General features: G+C 67.9%; 14 protein-coding genes. 2 read left to right on the top strand and 12 right to left on the bottom strand.

Annotation, left to right across the window (positions count from 1 at the left end):
- Positions 1-15 precede the first annotated feature (15 nt).
- Together IF83_RS0121810 and IF83_RS0121815 are read right to left on the bottom strand one after the other, a co-directional pair.
- Positions 16-1,599: a serine/threonine-protein kinase gene (locus IF83_RS0121810; protein WP_244177164.1), complete on the bottom strand. Its 1,584-nt coding sequence runs from the start codon at positions 1,597-1,599 to the stop codon at positions 16-18.
- Positions 1,600-1,801: 202 nt separating this feature from the next.
- Positions 1,802-2,329 (bottom strand): NUDIX domain-containing protein, encoded by a 528-nt coding sequence (locus IF83_RS0121815; RefSeq protein WP_030546706.1) that lies wholly within the window; start codon positions 2,327-2,329, stop codon positions 1,802-1,804.
- 277 nt (positions 2,330-2,606) lie between these two features.
- Here IF83_RS0121815 and IF83_RS0121825 point away from each other — a divergent pair, with 277 nt between their 5' ends.
- Positions 2,607-3,122 (top strand): NUDIX domain-containing protein, encoded by a 516-nt coding sequence (locus IF83_RS0121825; RefSeq protein ID WP_030546710.1) that lies wholly within the window; start codon positions 2,607-2,609, stop codon positions 3,120-3,122.
- Between the two features lie 341 nt (positions 3,123-3,463).
- On the opposite strand, the gene IF83_RS0121830 is transcribed toward IF83_RS0121825, so the two are convergent.
- From IF83_RS0121830 to IF83_RS34950, 5 genes are all read right to left on the bottom strand, one after another.
- Entirely contained in the window at positions 3,464-3,754 is a 291-nt protein-coding gene (locus IF83_RS0121830; protein ID WP_030546712.1) for a DUF6087 family protein, read from the bottom strand.
- 12 nt (positions 3,755-3,766) lie between these two features.
- The gene (locus tag IF83_RS0121835; protein ID WP_030546714.1) at positions 3,767-4,180 is read right to left on the bottom strand and encodes a hypothetical protein; all 414 of its coding nucleotides are present in this window, start codon (positions 4,178-4,180) and stop codon (positions 3,767-3,769) included.
- A 118-nt stretch (positions 4,181-4,298) separates the two neighbouring features.
- The gene (locus tag IF83_RS0121840) at positions 4,299-5,444 is read right to left on the bottom strand and encodes a methyltransferase domain-containing protein (protein WP_030546715.1); all 1,146 of its coding nucleotides are present in this window, start codon (positions 5,442-5,444) and stop codon (positions 4,299-4,301) included.
- A gap of 18 nt (positions 5,445-5,462) precedes the next feature.
- Positions 5,463-6,329, bottom strand: coding sequence for a radical SAM/SPASM domain-containing protein (locus IF83_RS0121845; RefSeq protein ID WP_030546717.1), 867 nt, complete (start codon positions 6,327-6,329; stop codon positions 5,463-5,465).
- A 382-nt stretch (positions 6,330-6,711) separates the two neighbouring features.
- The gene (locus IF83_RS34950; RefSeq protein ID WP_078843727.1) at positions 6,712-6,915 is read right to left on the bottom strand and encodes a hypothetical protein; all 204 of its coding nucleotides are present in this window, start codon (positions 6,913-6,915) and stop codon (positions 6,712-6,714) included.
- Positions 6,916-7,081: 166 nt separating this feature from the next.
- On the opposite strand from IF83_RS34950, the gene IF83_RS0121850 reads away from it, so the two are divergent.
- A complete protein-coding gene (locus IF83_RS0121850; protein ID WP_030546719.1) occupies positions 7,082-8,428 on the top strand; it encodes a hypothetical protein in 1,347 nt (448 codons plus the stop codon).
- Positions 8,429-8,834: 406 nt separating this feature from the next.
- On the opposite strand, the gene IF83_RS0121855 is transcribed toward IF83_RS0121850, so the two are convergent.
- The 5 genes from IF83_RS0121855 to IF83_RS0121870 all read right to left on the bottom strand — a co-directional run bounded on the left by IF83_RS0121855 (position 8,835) and on the right by IF83_RS0121870 (position 16,605).
- Positions 8,835-9,020 (bottom strand): DUF397 domain-containing protein, encoded by a 186-nt coding sequence (locus tag IF83_RS0121855; RefSeq protein ID WP_394297361.1) that lies wholly within the window; start codon positions 9,018-9,020, stop codon positions 8,835-8,837.
- Entirely contained in the window at positions 9,017-9,868 is an 852-nt protein-coding gene (locus tag IF83_RS0121860) for a helix-turn-helix domain-containing protein (protein ID WP_030546724.1), read from the bottom strand. Before IF83_RS0121860 ends, IF83_RS0121855 begins: the two co-directional genes overlap by 4 nt.
- A 277-nt stretch (positions 9,869-10,145) precedes the next feature.
- A complete protein-coding gene (locus IF83_RS0121865) occupies positions 10,146-13,328 on the bottom strand; it encodes a type I restriction endonuclease subunit R (RefSeq protein ID WP_030546726.1) in 3,183 nt (1,060 codons plus the stop codon).
- Complete coding sequence (locus IF83_RS32440; RefSeq protein ID WP_078843722.1) at positions 13,325-14,617, bottom strand: restriction endonuclease subunit S; 1,293 nt, start codon at positions 14,615-14,617, stop codon at positions 13,325-13,327. Before IF83_RS32440 ends, IF83_RS0121865 begins: the two co-directional genes overlap by 4 nt.
- Complete coding sequence (locus IF83_RS0121870) at positions 14,614-16,605, bottom strand: type I restriction-modification system subunit M (RefSeq protein WP_030546728.1); 1,992 nt, start codon at positions 16,603-16,605, stop codon at positions 14,614-14,616. The genes IF83_RS32440 and IF83_RS0121870 overlap by 4 nt, the downstream gene beginning before the upstream one ends.
- Positions 16,606-16,631: the final 26 nt, after the last annotated feature.

The raw sequence follows: 16,631 nt of genomic DNA on the forward strand, positions 1-16,631 counted from the left end.
GGGCGAACGGACAGGTCAGGAAGGGGCGCCGGGAGCGCTGCCGTCGAGATCCAGCCGGATCACGGCCAGGGTCTCGGCCACCTCGGCGGTGAGTTCGTCGTCCGGGCCGAAGACCACGCACAGGTCCGCGTGCAGCGGCTCCAGGACGCCCAGGGCGTCGGTCGCCCGCCCCTGCGCGAGGAGCAGCATGCCGATGTCGCGGCGCAGCTCCACGGCGGTCTCGCTCACGTCGCCGTCGACGGCGCGGACGGCGTCGAGGACGCCGCGCAGCCCGGCCAGTGCCTCCGTGACCTGACCGAGCTCACCACGGCAGCGCGCCGCCTGCGCCCGGCTGTCCAGCGCGTCCTCGCTGCCCGGACCGCTCACGCGCCCGTAAGCGTCGGCCAGCGCTTCGAACTCGGGCAGCGCGGCCCGGTAGTCGCCCGCCAGCTGCCGGCTGAACGCCCGGCGCCTGCGCAGCCCGAGCACCGCCTTGCTCTCCGCGCCCAGGGCACGCGCGGCCGGCTCGACCATCTCGCCCACCACCTCGGCGGCCTGCGCGTACCGCTCCTCCTCCATCAGGGCGGCGTAGTGCGCGTGGACCTCGCGGATCCGCTCCCGCAGCGCCTCCCGCTCGGCCGCGGGTAGCGCGGGTGACACGTCCGGCCCGGCGGCGGGCGCGGCCGGCCGGGCGCCGCCCGTACCGGTGCCGGTACCGGTGCCGGTGCCGGTGCCGGTACGGGCCCGGGGCGCGTAGGGGCGCCGGAAGATCCCGGTCGGGTCGGGCGTCCCGGCGGGCCCCGCCTCCTCCGGCGCGGACTCCTCCCCGGGCTCCCCGGGTGGCGGCAGGAAGGGCCGCAGCCGCTCGTACACCTCCTGCACGTCCGCGGGGCGCGCCTCGGGCGCCTTGCGGAGCAGGTGCAGGACCAGCTCCTCCAGTTCCGCCGGCACGTCCTCACGCAGTTCCCGCAGGGGGATCGGTGCCGCGTTGACGTGCTGCGTCATCAGCTGCCACTCGCTGTCCCCGTTGAACAGCGGCCAGCCGCAGAGCAGTTCGTGGAGCACGCAGCCGAGCGCGTAGAGGTCGGTGCTCGGTGTGACCCGCGCGCCGCGCACCTGTTCCGGTGCCATGTACTGGTGGGTGCCGACGGGGCTGCCGGTCGCGGTCAGCTTGGTGACGTCCGTCCGCAGGATCGCCGCGATGCCGAAGTCCAGCACCTTCACCGTGCCGTCGCGCGCGACGAGGATGTTGCTCGGCTTCAGGTCGCGGTGCACGACCGGCACGTCGTGGGCGTACGACAGCACGGTCGCCACCTGCGCCGCCACGGCCACCGCCCAGCTGACGGGGAGCGGACGGTGCGGGTGGACGTACGCGGTCAGCGGCACGCCGTCGACCAGTTCCATCACCAGGAACAGCTGCTCGTATGACTCGTCGAGCACCGCGTCGTACACCTGCGGCACGCCCGGGTGCTGGATGCGCGCGGTGATCCGCGCCTCGCGCCGGAACCGCTTCTCGAACTCCTCCGCCACCGAGGGCGAGGCCACGGCCTGCGGCCGGATGAGCTTCACGGCGACCGGCCGGTCGAGGACGGCGTCATAGCCCCGCCACACGTCCCCCATGCCGCCGTGCCCGAACCGCTCCAGCAGCTCGTAGCGCCCCGCGATCCGCCGTGGCTGTGGCTCCGGCACCTGGCTCCCGCCCCGCCCCGCCGGGCGTTCGCAGTCGTCTCTGTACGTGATGGCTCATCAGTTTCAGGGGTACGGGCCCGGGGCGTCCAGCCGGGGGCCGGGCACCGGGGTATCGGAGCAGCGGGGCCGGGCTCTAGGCCACCGGCATCCCGTCCCGCAGGTACCCGGCCCGGCCGGCAGCGAGGGCGTCCAGCGCGGCGGTGAGGCGGCGGCCCGTGCGGGCTCCCAGCAGCCTCGGAGTCTGAGCAGGAGGGACGAAGGCGATCTCCGAGAGCTCTCCGTCCTGGGGTCTCAGCCGGCCGGCCTGCTCCGGACTGATCGTGCCGCCGTCGAAGATGAACGCGATCTGGTCGTCCCAAGGTCCGTGCGGCGCAACCCAGTCCACCACCAGCAGTCCGCGCACGGTCACCCGCAGGCCGAGCTCTTCCATCAGCTCCCGCTCAACTGTCCGTTCCGGTGGCTCGTTGTCCTCCGCCATCCCTCCGGGCAGGTCCCAGTCCGGTTTGTAGGTGGGGTTCACCAGCAGGACGTGCCCGGACGGGTCGCGCAGCAGGATGTCCGCGGCAACCCGCTTGCGGGCCTGCTTGGCGTTGCCTTCTGCAAGGTAGGCGTTCCAGGCTTCCGGGTCGGCAGGTGTGGGAGTGTCTGCGGCGGGCGTCATGCGGGGGTGCCTCCCGGTGACGACGGAATGATGTCGGCCAGCAGAAGCATTCTGGCGCGTTGTGCGTCATCGAAGCGCACCAGGTACTCACGCACCGGCCCGTACGCCTTGTGGCGCTCCAGAAGGCGCCGGAGGCCGTCAAGTTCGCGCAGGACGCGGATGGAACCGAGAGTGGGGCTGGTGCCGAGCAGGTCGTGACCGGGCTCTTACGGCAGGTCGAAAAGCCGGGTCGGCACCCCGAAGAACCTCACCAGCCGGACGACGAAGGGACCCAGTTGTGAACCAGCGGACAACCGACAACCAGCCCGAAGCCCTCCAGCCCGCACTGGAATCCATGACCTTGCTGGTAGCCGCCGTCATCGTCCACGACTTGGCCGCCAACCGTGTCGTCCTCCTCCAGCGCAGCCAGAACGCCAAGTTCGCCCAGGGCATGTGGGACCTTCCTGTCGGCAAGAGCGAAGCCGGTGAGCCCATCACCGAAACCGCCGTGCGCGAGCTGTATGAGGAGACCGGCCTGACCGTGAAGCACGAGTCCCTCAAGGTTGCGCACATCATTCACGGCGCATGGGGCGTCGAAGCCCCCAACGGCTTCCTCACCGTCGTCTTCGCCGCACATGAGTGGACGGGCGAACCCGAGAACCGCGAACCGCGCAAGCACGCCCAGGTCCGCTGGGTCGACGCCGACGCCATCCCCGAGGAGTTCGTGGACACTACCGCCAGCGCACTGCATCGGTATCTTTCTGACGGCCCCGAGGTATCGCTGAGTGGGTGGCGTCGGCCTCGCTCGGCCTGACGTGCGGCCTCGTTGTGCTTGGGTCTCCTGGATCGACTCGGCGCGTTTGTGGTTCGCCTAGTCGTGACCAGCCCACCGCCGGCCGTGGACGCCGCGCCGCCAAGAAGTAGCGCCAGCCCCGGGACTGCCGAGCACGACGATGGCCCCGCGCCTGAATGTTCGGTAAGCGAGGGGCGCGTTCATGTTTCGGCGCGTGCAGTGCTCGGATCAGGCGCTCAACTCGCCGCGCTTCACGGCCGCTATGGTCGCGTACGGGCACAGCGACGGTGAAGCCCTCAGCGCCTCGACTCGATGAGTTATTGCACCGGCTGTGGACCGGGATGCCTTTCGCTATGGGGTCCTCATGCTGTGGGGTCGTTGCCGAGCCGCAGCTCGTTCTCCCATTCTTGGGCGGCCGCGAGGTTGGGAGCGGTGCCGACCGGCTCGTATGCGAACCCGCTCCACTCCTCCAGGACGCGCGGCTCGTCGGGTCGGAGGTGACCGGCGCCGCCGTGCACCGGCCGGTGGCGCCGGTAGATGTCCATCGGCGGGCGGCGCCGCTTGTCGTACGCGGCGAACGGGTTGTCGGCGTCCACGCGCGGGACGGCGCGCGACGGCTGGTTCGACGGCCCGGGTCGGCTGTGCTTGCCCATGCCTTGATGCTCTCAGGCCGCGATCGTGGTCGGTCTGGCGGCGGTGAGGTCCTTCGCGCGGGTCCGTACGTCATCGACCGCAGCGGTCGTGTACGGGCGGGCCGCGTCCAGCAGCGTGTTGAGCCGGGAGGCGATGAGCGTGGAGTCGATACGGGCCGCATCGTCGAGCGCTTGGTGGGCTGCGGCGGCAGCCCGATCCGGCTCGCCCGCGTTGAACAGTGCGGCGGCGAGGCCGACGCGGTCCACGACTTTCACGCGGTCGAAGCCGGACTTGCGCAGATGCAGAGCCTCCTCGAAGTGGGTGCTCGCGGCTCGGCGAGGACAGCCGATCCCGGTGAGGTCACGGGCGGATACCGCGCGGGCGCCGGCGAAGCCGTCAGCGACCTTGACGCACTCACCGCCGTCCGAGCCCCGCCCATGGGCCACAGAGGCAGCACATGGACGGGGCCGGGGTGGCACCCTCACCGCTTCGGGGGTAGCGGAGTCGGATCGGGTGCCGGGACCGGCACGTGGAAGTGCTAGGAGGGTCCGCGGTACCGCGGGGCTATCGCGCCCCCATGGATGCGCGCCACCGTCCCCGGGACAGGTGGCACACCCCATCGGGCGTGATGCGCACGCGCGCACCGAGCAACGGCAACGAGCCTTCCGCGTTCAGCCGGTTGCGGATGCGTTCGAGCGCGGACCAGAGCTGCTGCGGTCCGCCCTGGTGCACGGTCGGCGGGTCGGTCCACTCGGCGGACGCGCGTGCCCATGATCCGTCCGGGTGCACCAGGTAGGCGGTTCGCGTCCGCCCGCTGGTCTCGTATCCGAGTTCCGTACCCGGTGCCGTGATTTCCAGCATGGACCGGAGTTCCCATGCGTTCGCCACGTCCACTACGGGATAGCGGCCCGTGCTGGTCTCATCCCCGTCTGCCTCACGGGCGAGGGCGAACAGCTCGGCCAGGGCGGGCGGGTAGTCGTCGCCGGACCGGCTGAGCATGAAGCCCGCCATGTCCCGCGCGACCGTGCCCACCACGTCCCCGTTCCGGTCTTTCCACCCGGTGATGATCAGGGACGTGCGCGCCAGGGTCGTCGCAATGCGTCCGCCGGGTTCCAGCGCGGCGAGCACCGCGCGGAGTCCCGGACCGGGCGCTAGGGCGACCGTGCACACGATGCGGTCATACGAGCCGGGCACGTTCTTGATGGCGTCCGACGAGATCATCTTCGGGCGGTACCCCATGTCGGCGAGCCGGTCCCGGGCTGCACTGACCAGGTACGGGTCCACGTCCAGACTCGTCACGTGGTTGTCCCCGAGTCGGTGACAGGCGTAGGCGGTGAGCCCGCCGGCTCCGGTGCCCAAGTCCAGCAGGGACAGCCCGTCCCCGAGGCGCCCGTGTCTCAGCATCCGCACCACCAGGCTCGGCATGGTCGCGGATGACGTGGGCAGACCCTCGGGCTGGTCTCCGGATTCAGCGTGGTCGGCGTGCAGCGTGCCAACCCTGGTGATCAGGGACCGGTCCGCATACGCGGCGTCCATCCACGCTTCCGGGTCGCTCCGTCCGTCGCGCAGTACCCACCGGCCCGAGTCGTCCACGTCCCACCAGCGGGGCACCAGCTCGTGACGGGCGACACGTGCCACAGGGGCGAGCCACCGTGAATCCGGGTCGGTCACCTGGTCCGCGAGGGTGCTTGCCTTGCTCTCCCAATCCATGGTGGCGAGCCTTTCAGGTCAGTAAGCGGGGTCACAGGCTTCCGTGTTGGCGGGGTCACAGTCGCCCGAATCGTCGGGCGGGCACGCGTTGGCACGCAGCGGGGGCACACTCGCGGCCAGTTCCGCCCATGCTGCTCCGCCGAACAGGTCGGCGAGCGGGGTTTCCCGCACGTTGCCCGCCGGGAAGTCGCGCGAGAGCACGCAGCCGGCCAAGTCCCCGTTCGGCAGGATGGCGGCGCGTCCGCGGGTGCATCGCCCGCACATTTCGTCCAGCGTCGGCGACTGCCCCGGCAGAGCGGCACGCCCGACCGCACGCACTCGGTCCGTGTTGATGTGCCTCACTCCCATGGATTCCAGCTCAGCGCGGGCTTCGGCAACGCGCTGCCCCGGCAGGATGTCCACGAGTCCAGCCCTGACCGTGACCCCGCGGCTGACTGCCTCGCGGATGTGGCATCGGGTGCGGGCGTAGCTGCCCTCCCGCCCGGTGATCTTGTCGTGTTCGGCGGGGTCGTCGCTGTAGTAGCTCGTTCCGAGGGTCACGCCCTCGCGGGTGAACACGTCCCACCAGTCGGGGGCGACGTGAAACAGGTTGCTGTAGACCTCCACGTGCAGCCCGAGGGAGAGCGCGAGTTCCGTGAACTCACGCCAGTACGGGTGAACGGTCGGCTCACCTCCGATGAGCTGAACGGTGCGGATGCCGAGCGCGGCAGCATCCGTGATGACCGTGCGCCAGTCCGCGGGCGTCATGGTGCCGTGGCTCGCTTGCGGACTGGACTCGGACAGGCAGTGCGTACACGTGAGCTGACACTTACCGGTGATCTCCAGCTCCAGCGAGCGGATACCAGCGAGCGGGCTTGCGGTGGGCGGTTCGAGAATGGCGGTCACGGTGAAACTTCCTTTCGGTTGACGGGTGTTCGGGACTTGCCGGGCCGGTCGGCAGCCAGACCGTCAGGCACGACGGCCGACCGGGGTTGAGTCCCGCCCCCTGCCACAGAGCGAGTCGCGGACCCGTGCTGTCCTGTTCCGGGTCCTGTGTGGCGAGAGCGGGAGTATCAGCGCGCTACGTCCACGGGTCCGTAGCGGGGACGTACAGGGGGTGCGACAGTCAGCCGATTCGGTGGGCTATCGGCTCGGACGTCGCCTGGCCGGGCTCATCGACGGGAAGTCGGACGGGCCAGACGGACAGGGCGTACGTGCAGTCCGTCGTCGTCCTGATCGGGCCGTAACGTCCAGTCGACGAACACGAGCGTGTGACGGGCCGTGGTGGTCACAGCCACTCACCCCGACTCCGGGCGTTCGCGCGGGCGGTCTCCGCGTGCAGACGCTCTATCGGGTCCACGGGACGCACTTGCTCGGGCTCCGCTTCCCACTCGGTTCCGCCACCGATGGGGCGCAGTGACCAATACGGGCCGGCGACCCCGCGGAATTCCCCGACACGGTCACAGCTCGTGTCCATCATCAGCACTCCCATGGAGGGCGGTACCAGCTCTGCACTCACTTGCCCGTCCCCTTCCGCTGCGATCTCAGCTTCTCGCTCCAGGTAACCGTCTGGTCACGCTCGGCGGTACTGTTGGGAAGGGCTCAAGGATTAAGAGCGTTAAGCGATTGGCGCAGTCGCGCATGGGGAGTTGACGACCGTGGGCACCAGCGAGCCGAACACAGCGTTAGAGCGTCTCTTCCGCGAGACCGGGTGGACGCTGCGGCAGTGCGCGCAGGCGGTCAACCGGGTTGGAACCGAGCGCGGCACCCCGAAGCAGTACCGTGCACCTTCCGTTCACCAGTGGTTGAGCGGGAGCGTTCCGCGCGAGGATGCCCGGTCGCTGATCTTGGAAGCGTTCGCCCGACGACTTGGACGACCCGTCACGTACGCGGAGGTTGACTTCCCGGCCCCTGACAGCCGGACGGAGGCGACACCATCCAGCGCGGTGGACGGGATCACCGATCTTGGAAGGCTGGACATGGACCCTTCTCGCCGTAGCGTCCTGGGTGTCGCTCTCTTCTCCGTCGCGCTGACTGTCCCCGAGTGGCCGGATGTGGTGGGGCGGATGGAGGCTGCACAGAAAGGCACGCGAACCCGTATCGGTATGTCCGACGTGCACACGGTCTCTGCCATGACGGAACAGCTCTCCTCCATGGACGACCAGTTCGGGGGCCGCACCGCTCGTCCACTCGCCGCAACCTTTCTCGTTAACACCGTCGTCCCGTTCCTGCGGACGGACGGTCCCGAGGACGTACGGAAAGCCATGATGTCCGCGGCCTCCGATCTCTGCTATCTCACCGGGTACATGGCTGTTGACGAGGGCTTGCACGGTCTCGCACAGCGCTACTACCTCAAAGCGCTGGAGCTCGCGGGAGCGTCGGAAGACCACCTGACGTACTGCACCACGCTCCGCGGCATGAGCGTGCAGGCCGTAGACCTGGGCCAGGGGCCGATGGCCCAGCGACTCGCCGATGCTGCCGCTGCATCCTCGCCGCAGGCCGGTCCGCGGATGCGCGCCTTTCTCGCCGGTCAGCAAGCACACGCCGCCGCGCAGATCGGGGACCGGCGGTCCGCGCTCATGTACTTGCAGGAAGCCGAAGTGTCCATGGACAAGGCGGAGTCTCGCGGGAAGGTGTTCGGCTCGTACGACCCCGCATCGCTCAACTACCACACCAGCCAAGTGCGCTTCGAAATGGGCGACGTGCGCGGGGCCGTAGCTGCCATGCAGGAATCGGACCGGCTTCGGTACAGCATCTATCGACGGACGCGCGTCAAAGAACGGGCGATCCTCGCCGAGCGGCAACTATCCGTAGGGCACCTCGAAGCCGCGTGCCGGACGTGGGGGCTCGCGCTGGACGATTACCCCTTGGTCAACTCGGGCCGTATCGACAAGCGCATGACGGACATGTTTAACCTGATCCGGCCGCACGTCCGCAACCATGACGCGCAAACTTTGTATGAGCGGGCCCGTACGGTTGTCCGTCCCGAGCTGGTCCCGGCGTAGCGGCACGGCGAATTCTGGGGCGTAATGGATCAACTGCACATGGTGACCAAGTCGATGTCAGCGCGATGGCCGAACTCCGAATACGTCGGTCGTGGGGCGCTTGCTGCCGGGACGGGACGAGTAGGGGCGCCGCCGGCGCCGCGTCCCCCAACCGGGAGCCGGGAGCCGCCGTGAGATCTCGTCCAGGGCCCTCCGCGCGGCGGATCAAGCTCCGGGCCGCGCGGCGGGCGCTCCGGTCGAGGACATGGCGGAGATCGGGCCGCGCGAGGGGTTCGGCGGTCCTCAGCCGACGATCATCCTCAGCCCTGGACCCGAACCGGCCGAGCAGGGCGACGGCCCCTCGTCCACCTGATAGGTGGGCCAGGGGCCGTCGATCGCGGTTCGACGCTTGCCCGCGATGCTCGGATCAGGCGCCCAGGTCGCCGTGCTTCACGGCCGCTATGAACGTGTCCCAGCCGTCTGCCGGGAACGTGATCACGGGTCCGTGCGGGTTCTTGCTGTCGCGTACGGGAACGGCGACGGCGAAGCCGTCAGCGACCTCGACGCACTCACCGCCGTCCGGATTGCTGTAGGAACTCTTGCGCCAGCTCACAACGCCGAGGTTGAGGGGTCGCACGGTACTTCCTCCAGGGTGCGCAGGATGAACTTCCGTGACTCGGCGGGTGACAGAGCCAAGTCGCGTACCGCATCGTAGGCGCGCTGAAGGCGTTCAACCGTGCCGTAGTCTTCGATGAGTTCACCGGAGAACGCATTCTCGGCATACACCACCGTGCGCGCATCCATCAGCCGCAGGAACATCACGGCGGCGCTCACCAGCCCATGGGGCCCCGCGCTCATGGGCAGCACCTGAATCGTCACGTTGTCGCGCTCCGAAAGTTCGGCCAGAAACTCCAACTGAGCCCGCCACGCTCCCCGATCGCGTACAGGTGTGCCCAGTACCGCTTCCGAGAGGAGTGACCGGAAGGGCGGCGCGTCGTCCCCCTCCAGCAGTTCCCGGCGGCTCATCCGCGCCTCGACCTGTTGATCGAGCTCGGCACCCTTGCTGCCGCCCACGGCCAGAACCTCGCGCGCATATCCCGGTGTCTGCAACAGCCCCGGCAGGACACTGACGGCGAAGTGCCAGAGGCTGGTGGCTTCCGCTTCCAGTTCCATGTAACGGCGGTATTGCTCGCGGAACTGGGTGTGATCCGCGCGAGCCAGTTCCCACAGGGCGAGGAGCATGCCAGGGGTGCCGAAGTAGGTGTCGAGCGCTTGGACGACCTCGGGCCCGCCCAGCGTCTCGCCTTTCTCCATCTTGCCGAACAGGGACCAGTCCCAGCCCAGCCGTTCGCCGAGCTGCCGGAGACTGACGCCCTTGCCTGCCCGCAACTGCCGTAATTCCTCGGCGAATCGCTGGCGCGGTTCCCGGCTGCGGCCCGTGACAAGGCGTCGCTGCGGCAAGGTGACTCCCCTCCGGCGCCCCGGACCGGCCGTCCCCGACCACCCCGGAAGCCCTTCGTGCCCGTACTCGGTCTTCCGAGCCCACAGGCGCCGACCGGCCCGATTCCTTGCGGGCACGGCGGAGTCTGTGGCTCGTGATGGATCGAATACACACGGTAATGACACTGCTGTTGGCCTGGTGGCCGAATCACGGAAATCCGTCGATCGTGGGGCGGACCTGCCGGGACGACTTGAGGACGGCGCCCGGCGCTACGTGGCCCGGGCCAGGCGCCGCCCGTCAGATCTCGTCCAAGCCCTCCTCGCGGCGGATCATGCGCCAGGCCGCGCGGCGGGCGCTGCGGTCGAGGGTGGACTTGAAGTCCCGGTCGGTGCCGAAGTAGCGCTTGCCGAGGGTGTCGATGGTGGAGACGTGGTCCATCATGTTCTCCTCGAACTTCTTGTCGAAGACGATGCCGAAGTTCTGCTCGTCGTTGACGAGGGCGGCGGCCCGGACCTTCGGGTCCTCCTTGGTGGCGTTGAAGGCCGGGAGGACGTCCTCCTTGGTGAACTCCGTGCCGAACTTGGCGTTGAACCTGTCGATCAGCTCGGACAGCAGTGACTTCTCGGCGTCCTTGGCACCGCCCACCCCGTCGCCGAAGCCCATGAGTTCGGCCGCGCCCTCGGGGTTGAGGGACACGTCGTGCTCGCCGGTCTTCTCCACCCGCAGATGGCTCAGGTCCACTTCGCCTATGTCGACGCCGCCGTCCGCGAGGCGGGGGAGGCGGTTGAGGAGGTAGCGCCCGTAGAGGTACAGGCGCTCCAGCTCGGCGTCCTGGTACGGGACGATCTGCGCGAGGAAGCCGTACTTGCGGACGTAGTCGTTGAGGTTGGCGCGGAAGTCCTCGGCCGCCTCGGTGTCCTCCTCCTCGTCGCTCTCCAGGAGCTGCGTGAAGCGGGTGACGGCGGGGGAGAGGAGCCGGTACAGCTCGGCGTGCAGCTTCTCCCACTTCGCCTGGGAGCCGGCCGCCTTCTCCTGCGCCGTGAAGTACGCGGCCACGAACGCGTCCATGTCCTGCTCGGAGATGACCGGGGCGGACATGACCCGGCTCTGCGCCGAGTAGAGGAGGTTCGGGTCGGAGGGCAGGGTGTGCGCCTCCTCGAAGTACGGGCGGAAGGCGTCCTGGATGTCCTCGGCCTCGTTGACGAAGTCCAGGACGGCGAGGTCGGCCTGCGACTTGCGGTCGTGGGTGCGGTTGAGGCGGGACAGGGTCTGCACGGCGGCGATGCCGGTCAGCGTCTTGTTGACGTACATCGTGGTGAGGAGCGGCTGGTCGAAGCCGGTCTGGAACTTCTCGGCGACGACGAGGATGCGGTATTCCTGCTGCCCCTTGCCGCCGGCCTTCGCGGCCTTGTCGTCGGCGCGGGTGTAGGCGAACGCCTTCGGCAGCGCGCTCTCCGACAGGCCGCCGTTCTCCTTGCTCTCGGTGGTCTCCTCGCCGTCGATGGTGAGGGAGCCGGAGAAGGCCGTCAGGACGCCCAGGTCCGGGTACTTGGTGTCGTAGTCGCGGTCCCGGATGTAGCTGCGGATGGCGCGGGCCATCTCGACGGCGGACTGCCGGGAGGCCGTGACCACCATCGCCTTGGCCCGCCCGCCGAGCCGGCCGCGGGTGTGGGCGACGAAGTGCTCGACGATCACCTGGGCGTGCTGCGACACCGTGTGCTCGTGCATCAGCGCGAACCGGGCGAGCAGGCTGTTCGCCTTGGAGGGATCGACCTCCTTCTCGTCGTGGTTGAGGTTCGCCAGCTTCCAGTAGGTGTTGTACGTGACGTAGTTGCGCAGCGGGTCGAGGATGAAGCCCTCCTCGATGGCCTGGCGCATCGAGTAGGTGTGGAAGGGCCGGTAGACGGTCTTGCCGTTCTCCACGCCCTCCGTGCCGAAGAGTTCGAGGGTCTTCGCCTTGGGGGTGGCGGTGAAGGCGAAGTAGGAGAGGTTGGCGGCGCGGGAGCGCGCCACCGCCTTCGACTTCAGCTTCTCGTCCACGGTGATAGTGGTCGCGCCCTGGTCGTCCGAGTCGGAGTCCAGGCCGAGGTCGCGCAGGGCGGACTTCACGGCGGTGGCGGCGTCACCGGACTGGGAGGAGTGTGCCTCGTCCACGATGACCGCGAAGCGGGTGCCCTTGATCTCGGTGGGGTTGCGCTTGATGTAGTCGAGCAGCGCCGGGAACGAGTGCAGGGTGACGGTGACGATCTTCCCGGTGTCCCGGGAGAGGGCGCGGGCGAGCTGCTCGCTCTTGGCACCGTGCTTCTCGTCGACCTTGACGACCAGGCCGTCCGTCTGCGAGAAGCCGCCGACCGTTTCGCGGAGCTGGGCGTCCAGGTTGCGGCGGTCGGTGATGACGATGACCTTGTCGAAGACCGGCTCACCCGCCTTGATGCGCTGGGCGGCGACGGCCTCGGCGTCGAGGGCGGTCGGGTCGTTGTCGGCGTGGAGATCGCTGAGACGGTGGGCCAGCCAGCCGATGGTGTTCGACTTGCCGGAGCCGGCGGACGCCATGACCAGGTAGTTCTCCCCGGCGCCGTGGGTGGCCGCGTGGGCGGTGAGCTTGCGGACCACGTCCCACTGGTGGAAGCGCGGGAAGATCGTCGACTTGGTGGTGCCGCCGCCGGGTGTCTTGTGCTTCTGCTGGTGGACGAAGCGCTGGAGGAGGTCGAGCCAGTTGTCCCGCTGCCAGACCTGCTCCCAGAGGTAGGAGGTGGCGTACGTGCCGTGGGCGGTTGGCGCCGGGTTCCCGGCCCCGCCGGGGAGGCCGGGGCCGTTGGAGCCTGTGTTGAACGGCAGGAACCGGGTGCTCTTGCCGCGCAGTTGGGTGGTGACGAAGACGAGGTCCGGGTCGACGGCGAAGTTCGCGATGACCCGGCGGGTGAAGATCAGCTCGGTCGGGTCGCGGTCGGTCCGGTACTGCTCCTTGGCCTGCTCGACGCCCTGGCCGGTGAGCGGGTTCTTCAACTCGGCGGTGGCGACGGGGATTCCGTTGAGGAAGAGGGCCAGGTCGAGGCGGTGGCCCCAGTCGGCCTGCTTGGTGGCGTAGGGGAGCTCGCGGACGACGGTGAGGCGGTTGGCCCGGTAGCCGTCGAGCACGGAGTCGGCGGAGATGAGGTTGGGCTTGAAGTACGCGACGCGGAGGCGGACGCCCCGATCCTTGACGCCGTTCCGGAGGACGTGGAGGAGGCCGTCGTCGGCGATGGCCCGGTCGAGGCGCTGGGCGAAGCCGCGCTGGGCCTCGTTGGGGTTGCCGCCGTAGACCGTCAGGAGTTCGTTCCACTCGTCGGGCTGGGTCGCGCCGATGAAGGTGAACAGCTCGTTGGTGTCGAGGCCGAGGTCGGGGCGGTAGTCCTCGGGGTTCGCCTCCCGCCAGCCGCGCTCGCAGAGGGCCGCGACGATGGCGTCCCCGAAGGCGGACTCGTCGTGCACGGGGCTCATGGGGTCACTCCCTCGGGCAGGTTGTCGGTGACGTTGCGGCCGCTGGCGGTGGAGACGTCGAACTGGCCGGTTACGGCGGCGGTGATTAGGGCTTGGCGGTGTTCGGCCATCAGGGCGAGCTGCCGATTGAGTAGTCTGCGCACACCTGCCGTTGCTTCGAGCTTCTCGTATACCTGGTTGACGAGGGAACGCTGGACGTCTAGAGAAGGTAGTGGGATGGGGAACCCAAGGATCTTACTGCTATTCGTGGAAGCCAGGTTTGTGGTTCTAGAGCCGGTGCTCTCGAAATAGCAGCGCCCATGCACCGTTTGAGTCATAAGTGCCAAATAGTGGCCGTCGAGAACAGTATTCGCCGGACGCAATGCGAATACATGATTCTGGTGGAGGCAGTCGGGAAGTTCGCCGTTCCACACCGTGCCTCTGCCTAGCTTGTCGAGGTCACCACCCTCAGTCATGAGTACGTCGCCGACGCGAAGTGTGCTGCGTCGTGCAACGGCACGAGGCACCGTGATTTCCGTTACGGAGTCAAGCGCAACATGACCTGCCTGCACATTTGCGACCCGGAGGTAAGGGCGTGTCACCGCATCTCCACTTACGTCACGCTTGCCGTCGACTGTAAGACCATTCTGGATGCGGCAGATGTACCCAAGCCTCACCAGGGGGCGATCCTGCGGTAGTGGGGGGAGCCAAGGGAAGATCCCTTTGTCCGCCCTCTTGGTGAGTGATCCAGGAATTAGAGCTTCAGAGATCGAAGCGTAGTCGCGCTCAGCGAGTCTGGACGCTTGGGTCTGGCGTGCCTTCGTCAATCGGTCGATGCGCTCCATCTCAGTGTCCAGAAAGTCTGCAATTCTACGCTGTTCTTCCAGTGGTGGAATTGGTACTTCTATTTTTCTGAACTGTTCCCATGGGAGATCGTACCCATTGGGCGGCATGTTCTTTGAGCGGCGTCCAATTTCCTGCCGATATGGTTCAGATCGCAGAAGATGGTGCAGGTATCGGGCTTGGATTCTCTCCTTGCTGAGTTTCATTACCCAGTAGGCCGGTGAGATTACGCCGTCGTATTGCGAGGTGCCGTAGGCCCCAAATCTAGCCCATAGTCTGTTGACGACGAAGTCGCCCACGCGGACGGTTCGATACGTCGACATGTCCTCACTTGGCTGTCGGCCAAGGGACAGGTCCCGCAATGCGATGCCCGAATCTGACTTCACCGTTAGAAGGGGTAGGTCTTTTCCTCCGAATTCTTCTCGGCTGCGGAGGATCGTCCACAAGGGGAGGTGGTCAATTCTCATTCCGCGACCTCCCCCAACAGACCCTGAATCTCCGTCTCCAGTGCCTTCAACTCCGCATCGATCTCCGCCAACGGCCGCGGCGGCTTGTACACATAGAAGTGCCGTGTAAACGGGATCTCGTACCCGATCTTCGTCTTGCTGTGGTCGATCCACGCGTCCGGCACGTGCGGATGGACCTCCCGCTTCAGGTACTCCTCGACGTCCTCGCCCAGCGGCACATTCTCGTAGTCCCGCAGCTCCGGGTCCGGTTCGGTCTGGCCCTTGATGAGCTGGACCTCGCCCTCCGGGTCCCGGACGCCGATGACCTCCCGCAGCGCCTTATTGAACGGTGCGCCCGTGGGCCACGTCCCGCCGGCCTGGACCACCGCGTCCTTCAGCGCGAGCCAAGCCTCCTGCTTCGTACTCCAGCCCGTACCCATCAGGGACTCGAAGGCGTCCGCCAGGGCCGCCGCCTGCGGCAGCTTCTGGATCGGCTTCGATGCCTCCAGCGCCGTCAGCGTCTCCTCCGTCACCTCGAAGCGCAGCTTCAGCGGGCGTTCCACCGTGATCCGCTGGTAGCCGAAGTCCTCGTTGGCGAAGACCTTCACCTTGCCGTGCAGCGGGTGCTCCGGGTCGTCCCGCACCGCCAGGGCCTCGCCGTACAGCTTGACCACCGTCGCGATGTGGTCCTTACCCAGTTGCTTGCGCTTGTCGCCGAGCGACTTGCGCATCTTCTGCCACTGGTCGCGGGCGTCCAGGAGCACGACCTTGCCCTTGTGGTCCGGGCTCTTGCGGTTGGTCAGGATCCAGAAGTACGTGGAGATGCCGGTGTTGTAGAAGAGCTGGTCCGGGAGGGCGACGATGCCCTCCAGCCAGTCGTTCTCCAGGATCCAGCGGCGGATCTCCGACTCGCCGGAGCCCGCCGCGCCCGTGAAGAGCGGCGAGCCGTTGAAGACGATCGCCAGGCGCGAGCCGCCCCCGCCGTTCACGTCCACCGGCTTCATCTTGTCGATCATGTGCTGGAGGAACAGCAGCGAGCCGTCGTTGATGCGCGGCAGCCCCGCCCCGAAGCGGCCGGCCTCGCCGAGCGACCTGTGCTCGGCCTCGACCTCCTCCTTGACCTTCTTCCACTCCACGCCGAACGGCGGGTTGGCCAGCATGTAGTCGAAGGTCTTGCGCTTGTGGCCGTCGTCGGAGAAGGAGTTGCCGAAGGCGATGTTCTCCGGGTCCTGGCCCTTGATCATGAGGTCGGACCGGCAGATCGCCCACGACTCGGGGTTGAGCTCCTGCCCGTACACCTCCACCGTGGCGTCCGGGTTGAGCTCCTTGATGAGGTCGTCCATCGCGGAGAGCATGCCGCCCGTGCCGCAGGCCGGGTCGAGCACCGTGCGGACGGCGCCGGGGAGTTGGAGGCCGTCGCCGTCCGGGGCGACGAGTAGCCGCACCATGAGCTGGATGACCTCGCGCGGGGTGAAGTGCTCACCGGCCGTCTCGTTCGACTGCTCGGCGAAGCGGCGGATCAGCTCTTCGAAGATGTAACCCATGTTGTGGTTGGGCACGATCTCCGGGCGCAGGTCCAGGTCCGTGAACTTGCCGATGACCTGGTAGAGCAGCCCCGCGCTGTCCAACCGCTTGATCTGCTGCGCGAACTCGAAGCGCTCCAGCACGCCCCGCGCGTTGTCGGAGTACTCCGCCACGTACACCTGGAGGTTCTTCGCCGCGTTCTGCGGGTCGGCGGCGATCTTCTTCAGGGTGAGGCCGGACTTGTTGTAGAAGGAGTGGCCAGCGGCCCGGCGCAGGAAGCGGTCCGGGTCGATGTCGGTGTCCTTGTACTGCTCCGCCAGCTCCGCGACCTTCTCGCGCGTGGGCTCCAGCACGCACTCCAGGCGCCGCAGCACCGTGAACGGCAGGATGACCTTGCCGTAGTCGGACTGCTTGTAGTCCCCCCGCAGGAGGTCCGCGACGGACCACGCGTGGTTCGCCATCTCCGTGTGCTTACTGCTGTTCACCTGGATCCCGAGTTCCTTCCCGAATG

This window comes from Streptomyces albus subsp. albus (assembly GCF_000719865.1).
Lineage (GTDB): Bacteria > Actinomycetota > Actinomycetes > Streptomycetales > Streptomycetaceae > Streptomyces > Streptomyces albus_E.